The organism is Flavihumibacter sp. ZG627, assembly GCF_000814325.1.
Taxonomy (GTDB): Bacteria; Bacteroidota; Bacteroidia; order Chitinophagales; family Chitinophagaceae; genus Flavihumibacter.
Window position 1 is genome coordinate 112,568 of sequence record NZ_JPHF01000007.1, and the last position, 12,812, is coordinate 125,379.

10 protein-coding genes are annotated in these 12,812 nt (G+C 39.4%); 9 read left to right on the forward strand and 1 reads right to left on the reverse strand.

The window, feature by feature from the left end; translation table 11 throughout:
• Positions 1-34: 34 nt before the first annotated feature.
• Positions 35-2,239 (reverse strand): TonB-dependent receptor domain-containing protein, encoded by a 2,205-nt coding sequence (locus tag HY58_RS14060; RefSeq protein ID WP_052324143.1) that lies wholly within the window; start codon positions 2,237-2,239, stop codon positions 35-37.
• A 199-nt stretch (positions 2,240-2,438) separates the two neighbouring features.
• On the opposite strand from HY58_RS14060, the gene HY58_RS14065 reads away from it, so the two are divergent.
• The 9 genes from HY58_RS14065 (at position 2,439) to HY58_RS14105 (ending at position 12,673) form a co-directional block, all read left to right on the forward strand.
• Complete coding sequence (locus tag HY58_RS14065) at positions 2,439-2,969, forward strand: hypothetical protein (RefSeq protein WP_039133164.1); 531 nt, start codon at positions 2,439-2,441, stop codon at positions 2,967-2,969.
• 93 nt (positions 2,970-3,062) lie between these two features.
• Entirely contained in the window at positions 3,063-4,253 is a 1,191-nt protein-coding gene (locus HY58_RS14070) for a TolC family protein (protein WP_039133167.1), read from the forward strand.
• Positions 4,250-5,917 (forward strand): efflux RND transporter periplasmic adaptor subunit, encoded by a 1,668-nt coding sequence (locus HY58_RS14075; protein WP_082022178.1) that lies wholly within the window; start codon positions 4,250-4,252, stop codon positions 5,915-5,917. Before HY58_RS14070 ends, HY58_RS14075 begins: the two co-directional genes overlap by 4 nt.
• A 16-nt stretch (positions 5,918-5,933) precedes the next feature.
• On the forward strand, positions 5,934-6,383 hold the full coding sequence (locus tag HY58_RS14080; RefSeq protein ID WP_039133176.1) for a nuclear transport factor 2 family protein: 450 nt from the start codon (positions 5,934-5,936) through the stop codon (positions 6,381-6,383).
• A gap of 31 nt (positions 6,384-6,414) precedes the next feature.
• Positions 6,415-7,476 (forward strand): YncE family protein, encoded by a 1,062-nt coding sequence (locus HY58_RS14085; RefSeq protein WP_039133179.1) that lies wholly within the window; start codon positions 6,415-6,417, stop codon positions 7,474-7,476.
• A gap of 27 nt (positions 7,477-7,503) precedes the next feature.
• Positions 7,504-7,875: a heavy-metal-associated domain-containing protein gene (locus HY58_RS14090; RefSeq protein ID WP_052324144.1), complete on the forward strand. Its 372-nt coding sequence runs from the start codon at positions 7,504-7,506 to the stop codon at positions 7,873-7,875.
• Positions 7,876-7,903: 28 nt separating this feature from the next.
• Positions 7,904-8,338: a hypothetical protein gene (locus HY58_RS14095; RefSeq protein WP_039133195.1), complete on the forward strand. Its 435-nt coding sequence runs from the start codon at positions 7,904-7,906 to the stop codon at positions 8,336-8,338.
• A gap of 17 nt (positions 8,339-8,355) precedes the next feature.
• Complete coding sequence (locus tag HY58_RS14100; RefSeq protein ID WP_039133198.1) at positions 8,356-9,402, forward strand: heavy metal-binding domain-containing protein; 1,047 nt, start codon at positions 8,356-8,358, stop codon at positions 9,400-9,402.
• Positions 9,403-9,559: 157 nt separating this feature from the next.
• Positions 9,560-12,673 carry an efflux RND transporter permease subunit gene (locus HY58_RS14105; protein ID WP_253271580.1) on the forward strand — a complete coding sequence of 1,038 codons (3,114 nt, stop codon included), beginning with the start codon at positions 9,560-9,562 and terminating at the stop codon, positions 12,671-12,673.
• The last annotated feature ends 139 nt before the right edge of the window (positions 12,674-12,812 follow it).

Sequence of the window (12,812 nt, forward strand, 5' to 3'; positions counted from 1 at the left end):
AAAAGCGGCAGTAAATATTTCTGCCGCTTTTCTTTTAGAGTTTTGCCCCCACTGATATAAAGAACGTTCTTCCATCTGCCGGTAAAGCCCCCGGCCCTGGGTAACCACCTGCACGACGGGTGAAGTATCTTTCATCAAATAAATTATTTATTCCTGCTTTAAGATTTAACCCTTTTGCAAATTTGTATGTAGCTGTTAAGTCAGTTACAGTATAAGATGGAATTAATCCTGTATTTCCATTAGCAGAAGCAGCAACCGTATTATTCGCATCGCTGAACGTTTCTCCAACACTGCTTATCTGTGCTGTTAATAAAAACCCTTTATACCCGCCGGTTATACCACCCCGGAAAATATGGGCAGGCGCATTTTCTACCTTCTTTCCCTTTGTATTGGCATCTTTATGATCGCCGCTGTATTTGGCATCTGTGTATCCATAAGATCCGAAAATAATTACATCCGTATGTTTACTTTTTGTAAAAGCCCTGATGGGATTAAATTCAACGTAGCCTTCAAAACCTTTACTGGTGCTGGCTCCCACATTTGTAATTAAACGGTAAGTAGCCCCTGTTGGTGTAATAGTGCCTACACGGTTATTGTATTGTAAATAAAAACCGCTTACATCAAATTGAATAAAATTTTTCACTTTGCCCCGATAGCCTAAGTCAATATTATAACCTTTGGCATCTTTTAAATCAGGATCAACTACATCTGTTGTTGGCGGTGCCTGCAGATTTGCAAATTGAATAGGACGATATGCCTGTGAAATATTTGCATATACTTCCGTAGCTTTTGTAACATGGAATTCTGTTCCCACACCTGCCAGTAGGAAACTGCGGCTGCGTGTAATATTTTGCAAAATTATTTCTGCACCACCGGAAGTGTATCCGTTTCGTCCTGAAGAAGAACCCTCCAGCCACTCATATCGAATGCCGGGAATAATCAATAACTTATCTGTAACACGAAAAATGTTTTCTGCAAAAGCAGCTGCATTTTTAGAATTAAATTCTATATCCCTGGGATAGTTGCCTGAAACCGTTACATCATACCCTGTACCGGTAGTTCCTTTACCATCGGCTTGCCTTGTGGTAGTACCGGTGTATAAACGAATGCCACCTGAAAAAGTATTTTTCATTTCTCCAATAGTATAATCAGTTATGATGCGGCTTTCTAAACCATAGTTTCTGTATTGGTCAAGATTAACAACCCTGTTATTATAATTAAGAGTTGTTGCATTAATGCTGTCCCTTGTGGTTATTGATTGTAAAAAACCTACGCTGTTTCTGTCGCCGACGGTACCAAACAGTTTTGTATTCCACCGGGTCTTTTCATTTATTTGATAGTTGGCGATTAATGCAGGCGTTGTCCATGTTATGTCAAACCAGTTGCGGCTGCGAAAACTTTGTTGTGCATCCTGTTTTATTTGTGCATCTGTTAAACCGCCGGGCTGTTGGCTACGGATATGTGAACGCATAATTTCAGCAGTTAAGGAAAATTTAGAACTGAAATTGTAGGTTACAGTTCCATAACCGGCATTGGTATAGTATTGACTGTTCTCTCTCCAGCCATTTCCATTGCGATGATCAAAAAAAGTATAGTAATGAACTTTCCCTTTTTTACCGCCTATCGCATTATAACTATTAAACAGTCCGTTACTGCCAACAGTTTGCTGTGTTTCAAATTCAAAAGGTTTATTGATCTCATTGCCATTACGCAAAATATAATTTATCAATCCGCCAAACTGAGGGCCGTATTGCAGAGAACCTTGCCCCCGAACAATTTCAATGCGCTGCACCGCCTGTAGTTGTGGATTATAATAAGCTTCAGGATAGCCAAAGGGATCTGCTGCGATATCGTAGCCATTTTGCCGCACATTAAATTCCCAGCTGCGGTTAGGGCTTAATCCACGGGCAGCAATACCAATTTGGATACCGCTTGGGTCGCTTTCCCAAATATGGATACCAGGCACTTTTGCAAGTACCTGACGCATGGTATTGGTTACTACATTACCCTGTACATTATCCAACACTATCAACGCATTTTTCTTACCAGCATAAATATTAGTACCTACAATTTCCGGCATTTGCTGATAGTCGCTTTTGCTGTTTCGACCAACGACAGTTACATCAGGTAAATACTTCAAATGGCCTGTATCAGCATTTTGTACCTTTTCCTTTGTTTGCGCTTTTGCTACACTAAAAATTGACAGAGCAATAACTATTACAACACCTTTCTTTCTCATGAGCCGTTTTTTAGGCTGCAAATTGCTGTATAACAAAGTATTAGCTATTACGCAATTGGGAAATGCGTTTACGTATTCGGGAAAACAATTTTATAAGTTTTTTTCATAATTCTGTAACTTTCCAAACATAAGCCCTGTTACCTTTACACTTCAGCAAGCATTGTCATTCAAAGAATTGCCCTATTTTTACAGCGTCTAAATGAAACGTAGATTATCCATACAACTAAAAGCATTATTTCTGCTGATTGTATTTGCATCAAATACAGCGGTAGGGTTTGCCTGTGCTTTGGGTGTGGATATGGGCTTCAATTCTTCTAACCATAATGCTGTTGAAGAAGCAACTGAAATACATATACATGCAGATGGTAAAAAACATGTGCATGAAAAAGAGGCGTTAGCAACTATCACTCATGAGCATCAGGATGGTACTAAACATCAGCATGATAGTGAGCCTGCAAAACAAGTCCCAACCGGAGATAGCAAGTCGTTCACCAAAAGCCCTGGTGGATGTTGCAGCGATGATGTGCAAAAATTTCAAAATTTAGATAAGAATCTCAATCAAAATGTGAATGCTGGTGTTGATGTGTCGGCGTTTGTTGCAATTGTAAGCACATTTTTGGGAATTGATTTAGCACAGGGAAATAAGGACTTTCCTCCAAAATACAAAGCCAGGTTTTTTTATCCTCCTCCTCCTGATATACGTATAGCGATACAGAGTTTTCAGATTTGATTACAGTAAAACAGGTGAAGCTTTAACAGCTTCATCAACCTGAATTTTGCATCCAGCAAATTGAGGTTTTTTGTTTTACCGTAATCATTTTTTATGCTCAGAAATAGTATCATAGTTTTTCTTATCGGAATTATTGCATTACCGGCTGCCGCACAGCAAGTGCTCACTGAAAGTGAAGCTGTAACTAAAGCTTTAGCCAATAATAAAAATATTCAGTCTGCTTCGTTGCAGGTGAAGCAGCAGCAACAATTGCTGAAGTCAGCTATTAACCTGCCAAACCCGGAGTTCTTTTGGGAAAGCCCTACTGGCAATTTTTACACAGGTAGTATCACACAGTCATTTGAGTTCCCCACTGTTTACAGTAACCAATATCGCTTGCAAAAGCAGCAAATTGGTGTAGCCCAAAAGGAACAACAAATTACACAGGCCGATTTGAAGTATAGAATAAAAGCCCTCTACCTCGAAGCCCAGTTTACAGATTCCCTGGTAAAGCAATTGTATATACAAGACACACTGTACGAAAAAATTAAGTTGTCTGCGATCCGCCAGTTTAATGCAGGGCAGATAGATTACCTGCAACAGACATTTGCTGAAACACAATACGGAGAAATTCATAACCAGTACCTGCAATCTATCACAAGATCAAAAGCAATAAAAGCACAGTTGCAATGGCTGACCGGTATTAAAGATTCCATTATAGTGGAGCCATTGGTAATTAATATCACTCAGGCTCCATTTCCATTCGTTCCGGATTCAATGGCTTTACTTGGTAATCCGGGAGTGCAATTATTACAACAACAGCAAGCAGTAGCAAAGCAAAATATAGCATTGCAAAAAAGTAAAGCATTGCCCGGTTTGGCATTTGGCTATTTTAACCAGGGTGAGCGGGATACTAAATGGAACAACCGTTTTCGCTTTGGCATTACCATCCCGCTGTGGTTTGGCCAGTATAAGGGTAATATCAGTGCTGCCAAAACGGAGCAACAGGTTATACAAAGCAGACAGGAAGGTTTGCAGCAGGAACTATCTGCACAGGTTATTAATGCAAGCAGCGAAATACATGCTAACTGGCAATCGGTACAATATTATCAGCAAACGGGTTTGAGAAAGGCCCAGGAAGTAATTACAACTTCACAACGGTTTTTTGTAAGCGGGGAAATAGACTATATCAGTTTCATGCGGAATAATAACGATGCCTACAGCATTTATCAGAAATATCTCGAAGCCGTAAGAAATTACAATCTAAGTGTCATCAATTATCAATACTTAATGGGTCAGTTATGAAAAGAATAATTATTCTATTGTTATTATCATTGCCTGTAATGGCATTTGCACACGGTGGTGAAGACCATGGTGATGCAAAGAAAACAACCGCTGCATCAACCAGCTATTTTTCTACAGAAGCCTTTTCTGATAAGTATGAGTTACTGCTCAGGTACAGCCCCATTACTCCGGGCAAAGAAACAATACTGAAATTATTTATCAGCGAATTTGATACGAATAAACCGATCGACAGTGCAACGCTGAATATAACCGTTAGCGGCAATCCAAATTTAAAAGTTGTTGTTTCAAGAATAGAAAAAGGAATTTATGAATTGAAAACAACCTTCCCTGAAAAGAAAGCTTACAGTCTTGTAGTAAGCATAAACAGCTATGCCGGTATTGATTTAATTCAGTTGAATAATATTGAAACGGGTAAAGAACTCAATGTTGCTGCAACTGAAAATACGGCTCATACACACTGGTACAGCAGCAATTGGTTTTTTGGTCTGATAGGTTTGCTTATTGGTTTAATTGTTATGTTTTTCATCAATAAAACCCGGAGCAGAAAAATTATTGCTACTGCAATTATTCTTTTTTGTCTTCTGCCAACAGCCACTTATAATTCAGTGTCTGCACACGATGGCCACGATGAAGCTGGTGCCAAAAAGAGCGGAGGTTCATCCACAATATTTATGGTAGAAAAAGAAACACAATTTCTTTTCAATATACAAACCCAAAAGATCGGTACGGGAGATTTTAACGAGTCATCTGTTTTATTGGGAACTGTAACAGCTGCACCACAAGGAAGAGCTGTAATACAATCACCCCAGGCAGGTAAAATAATTTCACTGAGGGTTACACCTGGTCAACGGGTTGGCAAGGGCCAGGTAGTGGCGGTAATAGAACAACAGGTGGATGCCGGAACACAGATCAGTATCATTTCTCAAAGCAACTCAGTTAATGCAGAATACGAAGCAGCCAAAGCTCAGTATGAAAGACTGAAAGCTATTGAGGATATCGCTGCCAAGAAAGATATAACAGAGGCAAAAGCCCGGTACGAAAGTGCTAAGCGAAACAAAGCCCTCTTTGATGCTAATACAGGCAGAAATACCGGCAATACTAAAGCAATAACTCTTACATCACCTGTTAGCGGTGTGGTAGGCACTTTTAATTATGCAATAGGCGCAGTAGTGAATGGCGGCGAAACGCTGTTTGAAATAACCAATCTTGAACAGGTATTTGTAGAAGCACAGGTATTTACTGCGGATGTTGAGAAAATGAAATCAGCTACAGCATTTACCACTACCAGCAACACTGATACTGCTACCTACAAACTAAAAATGGTTAGCACAGCACAAGCTGTTAATGCCGGTAATCAGTCACAAAAGGTAGTTTTTGAACTTATCAATCCCAAAGGCCAGTTTAAAATTGGTGAAAATATAAATGTGCGGATGACCGGAAGTAGTGTCGTAAGACAGGTGGTAATACCCAACGAAGCCATTGCAGAAGTAAATGGTAAGCCGGCCATTTTTATAAAAGATAAAGCAGAGCAATATAGTATCAGCTTTATTGTGAAGGGAGAAAGCAATGACAAATTTACTGTTGTCACTAAAGGAACTGAGGATGGTGAAAGGATTGTTACAGCAAATGTGTATCAAATGAAAATGATGTATTTAAACCAATAATTAAAAAACAAACAACATGAGAAAATTAATAATGATGTTCCTGCTGCTTTCACCTGCTATAGCAGCCTTTGCACAAACAAACGACAAAGAAGCGGTAAAAAATGTATTGAACAACTACAAAAAAGCAATTGAAAAACTGGACACAGCTGGTGTAGTAAACCTGTTTGTAAAAGATTCGAAAGTATTTGAACAGGCCAAAGATGAAGGCACCATTGGGCATTACCTGGAGCATCACCTGGGACCCGAACTGAAAGATTTTAAATCTTTCACCTTTAGCGATTATAAGGTAGATGTGATTGTAACAGGCGACTACGCTTTCTCAACAGAAACTTATATCTACACTATCATTCTTGCAAAAGATGGTAAAGAAATCAAAAGCCAGGGTGTAGCTACTTCTGTATTAAGGAAAACTAAAGAAGGCTGGAAAATTGTACAAACACATTCGTCATTCAGAAAAGCGAAATAATATTCATTTCAAATGTCAAAAACCAAACAAAATGAAAGCAACGACAACGTTTATGAGTTTGATAGCCATTGCAGCTATCGCTTTTGCTTCATGTAAAAAGAAACATGACATGGACGCTATGGGGGTAAAAAATATCAATTACCCTGCTGCTTATATAGTGAATGGAGAAAGCAGTACGATCTCTGTTATTAAATTAAGCAACAACACACTTTCAGACAGCATTACGCTGATGAGAAGCGGCAGCAACATGATTATGTGGCCGCACCATATTTATCATCACCAAAATGCAGACATGCATCACATGACTATTGGTGTGCCAGGTATGGACTTAAGTGGAGGACACACTGGTGGTATGCCGGGTATGAAAGGCAGAGTAGTTGTAATGGATGCGGTAAAAGGAACAGTTTTAAAAAACTTTGAAGTACCAACTATGAATCACAATGCAGTGTATTCGCCTGATGGCTCAGAAATCTGGACCTCGTTGATGGATATGGCGGGTAAAGTATTGGTCTATGATGCTACTACCTATACGTTGAAAAATACTATCAATGTAGGTATGGAACCTGCAGAAGTAACATTCAGTGCCGATGGTTCAAAAGCTTATGTATGCAATGGTATGGATAACACAGTATCCGTGATCAATCCTTCTACAAAGGCAATTATTACCACAATCAATGTTGATATGAACCCCGTTGGTGCATGGCCTTCTTCCATCGGTAAAATGTTTATAGACAATGAAGACGGGCAAAGTATTTCGGTGATTGATGTGGCTACTAACATTAATGTAGCAACCATTATGCTCAATTTCAAACCAGGTTATGCAGCTTACAATTCTGCAACAAACGAGCTATGGGTAAGTAATGCAACAGACGGCAAGGTAGCTTACTATATGGATATGGGCGCTAATACATGGATGAAACATGGCGAGTTTGCAACTGGTGCAGATGCACATGCTATCGCATTCTATGGAAATTATAGTTATGTAACTAATCAGGGAGCTAACACCGTATCCGTAATCAATACAACCACCCATGCAAAGGTGAAAGACATTCCAGTTGGTAAAAAACCAAACGGTATTGTATTCAAATTTTAATTCTTTAAAAAACAAAATCAAACGAATATGAAACAAATCAAATCAATCATGCTGCTGCTGATAGCAACAATAGCTCTTAGTGCAGCAAAAGCGCAGGATGTAAAAACTGACACTTTTAAAGTCTGGGGTAATTGTGGCATGTGTAAAAAAACTATTGAAAAAGCGGCTAACGTAAGTGGTGTGCAAAAAGCAGAATGGAACAGAGAGACAAAAGTTTTCACCTTGCTGTATAACCCTGCTCTAACAACGAATGAAAAAATTCAAAAAGCCATTGCTGCCGCCGGGTACGATACAGAAAAATTTACCGGTGATGATAAAGCGTATGAAAAGCTTCCCGGTTGCTGCCACTATGATAGAAAGAAAAAAGATGATGGCGTTCAACCCAATCATCAGCATTAATAATTACTCCATTAAAATTTAAAACTACATGAAAAAGATAATCTCTATCTCCCTGCTTTTTTTTGCGATGCTAATGTCTTCGCAAATATTTGCCCAGCATAATGCAAAAGGACATGCACATGCTGCGGGTCCGCATGGAGGAAGCGTTGAATCAGCAACAGAAGGCTACCACAGTGAAGTAGTTGCCAAAGATGCCAAACTGTATTTCTATCTCTTAGATGCAAACGGAAAGACCACGATCAGTAAAGGTGTAACAGGTGAAGTATTGCTACAGTTTGCAGATGGAACAACAAAAACGGTGGCGCTTACATCCAGCGGCGATGGTTTTTTAGCAAAGGAGCCTAAAGCCACAACCTTTGCTAACGCCATAGTTACATTTCAAACCGGTGGTAAAACAGTGTCAGTAAAGTTCAAGCCCCAACCTCCTACAAAAGCAGCAGACAATCATAATCATCAACATTAAAAAACAAATAAACGGAAATGAAAAAACTATTTTTTGCCTTTAGTGCAGTTATTGCCATTGGTATAATAGCAGTAAGCTGTAACAACAACGCCTCAACATCAAAAGAAAATACAACAACAACAGGCACAGACACTGCAGCACATGCACACAAATATCGTTGCCCGATGAATTGTGAAAAAGGGAAGACTTACGATAAAGAGGGTAACTGTCCGGTGTGCGGTATGAAACTGGAACATTTTGATGGTACAGATAACGGCCTTACTTATAAAATGCAATATGCCTCTACTCCGGCACAATTAGAATCCGGTAAATCAGCGACTCTTTTATTTACACCTAAAGTAGTTGGCAAGGAGAATGAAGCTGTGGCGCTGGATGTGCAGCATGAAAAGAAAATACACCTGATCGTTGTAAGCAACGACCTCAGCTATTTTGAACATATTCATCCGGATCTCCAGGCTGACGGTTCTTATAAAATAGGAGTATTAGAAAGTGGGAAGGCTTATACTAATGGCCCGGGCAAGAATGAAACCCGTTTTGATAATGGCGGCGATTACACCCTTTTTGCTGATTATCTGCCAAGTGGTGGCAGTCACCAGGTTGAAAAAATTTCGGTAAATGTGAAAGGCACACCAAAGCCTGCTGTTACTTACACTACCGATAAGCTAACTGGTAAATCAGACAATTTTACTGTAATGCTGAATGCAACCGGCGGTAAATTAATTACCGGTGCACAAATGCATATTTCAGGAATGTTGATGAAAGACGGTAAAGAGATTGATGTAAATACGCTGGAAAACTATTTGGGTGCAAAAGCACACATGGTGGTTGTTAGTCTTAGTGACAAAGAATATTTGCATGTGCATCCTGATGTTAGCGGTGGCAAGTTTGATTTGCATACTACATTTAAAATGCCCGGTATCTATCGTGGCTGGATTCAGTTTCAAAGCGGCGGCAAAGTGCATACAGTTGATTTTACCATGAATGTAAAAGAAGGAACCGCAGATGAAATTAAAAAAACTACAGAAGGCCATGACAGTAAAGAAGCTGGTCATGATGGACATTAATCTTGTGTTTTATAATCATGACAGGTAAACTACCTGTCATGATTATTTCCAATTCCTGAATCTGACTATCTATTAAGAAGCCGGAATATTTAAAGAAGTTTTTATGCTAAACAAACTCATTCTTTTTTCGCTCAAGAACCGGATGCTGGTGGTATCAATGGCTGCATTGCTGATGGTGTACGGTGTATTTACGCTGGTAAATCTTCCGGTAGATGTGTTGCCTGATTTGAACAGGCCAAGGGTAACTATTTTCTTAGAAGCAAATGGTATGGCTCCTGAAGAAATTGAAGCCCAGGTAAATCTTCCGGTGGAAACACAACTCAATGGTGCACCTGGTGTGGAAGTGGTTCGTTCTGTTGCATCTCCCGGATTGGGGATGGTGTTTGTAGAATTTGACTGGAACACCGATGTGTACAGGGCAAGGCAATTAACGGCTGAGAAACTACAGAACATTCAATTGCCAAAAGGTATTACGCCGGTGATGGGCCCTATCAGTTCCATCATGGGTCAGATTATGATGATAGCTGTAACCAGCGATACCACTTCGCCTGCTGATTTGCGGACACTGGCCGACTTTACTATTCGCAGAAGACTGATGAGTGTAAAAGGTGTAAGCCAGGTAATACCGATTGGTGGAGAAAGAATGCAGTACCAGGTTTTGATTTCAAGTGAAAAACTGCGACAGTACAATTTATCCATTGATGATATTGACAATGCATTGCAGTTAACCAATCAAAACACAACCGGTGGTTTTGTTGATAATAAAGGTTCAGAAACACTTATCCGAAATATTGGTCGTGCAAATACATTAGAGGATCTGGCCAATACTGTTGTAAGTAACAGGAATGCAGCCCCAATACTTTTAAAGCAAGTTGCTGAAGTAAAATTCGGTGGGCCGATTAAAAGAGGTGATGGTTCATTCAATGGCAAACCGGCGGTGATTCTCAGTATTGAAAAACAACCAGGTTCCAGCACACTCACCGTAACAGATGAGGCCTTAAAGGCAATTGAAGAAATCAAAACATCTCTTCCCAAAAACATTCATATTCACACAGATGTTTTCCAACAAAAGAATTTTATTGTTAACTCTATTACGAATGTGGAAGAGGCATTAAGAGATGGGTTTATACTCATAATTATTATCTTGTTTTTGTTCTTACTTAATTTCAGAACTACTGTCATTACACTTACAGCAATTCCTTTATCCCTTATCATTACCGCAATTGTTTTTAAATTCTTCAATATCTCTATCAACACACTTACACTTGGCGGACTGGCAATTGCCATTGGAGAGTTAGTGGATGATGCGATTGTAGATGTTGAAAATGTTTACAGAAGATTGAAAGAAAACTGGGTCAGCGACAATCCCAAACCTTTGTTGAAAGTTATATATGATGCCAGCAGTGAAGTGAGAAACTCAATTGTATATGCTACTATTATTGTGGTTTTAGTATTTATTCCGCTGTTTTATTTACAGGGGATAGAGGGACGAATATTTGCACCATTAGGTATTGCTTACATTACTTCAATTGTTGCATCGTTAGTGGTGTCTCTTACAGTCACACCGGCATTATGTAGTTATTTATTAGAGAAGAAAAACCATTTGAAGCATATTAATCTTGCATTCTGGAGAAAGAAAAAAAAGGATACTTCTGTAGATGCAGCACATGAACCGGACAGTGGGCTTGTTCGCTGGTTGAAAAAGCAAGACCTTAAATTATTACACTGGGGATTAAAAAGAACAAAACTTGTAGCAGGTGTTGCAATCGCTTTAATAATTGCAGCCATTAGTATTGTACCATTTTTTGGAACTGAATTTTTGCCTCCTTTTAATGAAGGCAGCTTTACTGTTAATATGGTAGCCCCCGCTGGCACATCATTGGAAGAAAGTAATAAGCTGGGAACAATAGTAGAAAAACAAATTTTGAAAGTGCCAGAGGTGGCACTGACAGCCCGCCGTACTGGAAGAGCCGAACTGGATGAACATGCTGAACCTCCAAGTTCATCTGAAATTGAAGTTTCGCTAAAACCAGGAGGAAGAAGCAGGGCAAAGGTATTAGAAGAAATCAGAAATAATTTATCTGTTATAAAAGGGGTATCCATAAATATTGGCCAACCGATTTCGCACCGGCTTGACCATTTACTATCAGGCGTCAGAGCTCAGGTAGCCATCAAAATTTTTGGAAACGATTTATTAACGATGCGTTCCAATGCAGAGCAGTTAAAGGCGATAATCAGTGATGTGCCAGGCGTAGTGGATGTACAGGTAGAAAATCAGGTGATGGTTCCCCAGCTTATGATTAAGCTTGACCGCATGGCTGTGCAGCGATACGGTTTACAAGTGGGCAAGGTAGCTGATGAACTCGAAGTTTTTTACAATGGCAAAGTAGTAAGCCAGATATTAGATGGACAAAAAAGTTTTGATATTGTTTTAAGAACAGACGACAGTACAAGAAAAAATATAGAGGCTATCCGCAATACACAAATTGCAGCCTCTGATGGCTCCTTGATTCCGCTCCAACAAATTGCAACGATAGAAATAGAGAACAGCATTAATGCGGTAAACCATGAAAACACCCAGCGCCGGATTGTTATCTCTGCAAATGTGCAGGGCCGTGACCTCGGCAGCACTGTAAAAGAAATGCAGGAAACAGTAAAAAAGGAATTGCCTTTACAAGAAGGCTACTACCTGCAATGGGGCGGTCAGTTTGAAAGTCAGCAATCAGCATCAAAGCTGATTACCATTCTTAGTATTTTTTCGGTGGCAGGTATTTTCTTAGTCCTATACAGCCATTTTAAAAGCAGCCGAATTGCTTTGCAGATAATGCTGAATATCCCATTGGCATTAATAGGCAGCGTAATAGCAGTAATACTTACAGGAGGTGTTTTTTCTATTGCTACAATGGTTGGATTTATTACCCTCACAGGTATTGCATCAAGAAATGGAATTATGATGATAAGCCATTATATCCATTTGGTACAGCATGAAGGTGAAGTATTTGGCGACAAAATGATTATCCGTGGTTCGTTAGAACGATTAGTGCCAGTATTAATGACAGCACTGGTTGCAGCTTTTGCGTTGATACCATTAACAATGGATGCTACGGCTCCTGGTAAAGAAATTCTGTACCCGGTTGCTACGGTTATTTTGGGCGGCTTAGTTAGCTCAACTTTATTAGACATGATTGTAACTCCTGTTGTGTTTAAACTATTTGGCAAAAAAGCACTAAAGAAATATCTGGAAGAGCAACAGAAGAAAGAATTTGAATAAACATATTGATAGTTAAAAAAGAAAAACCACATGGGTCGGAGCCCTGCTTTGGTTTCCTTATTTATAATGAAACAATTTCTGGAGCAGGGTTTCCGCACCCACCAATTGATCATTTCGCTTTAAATCGAATTTAATTTGA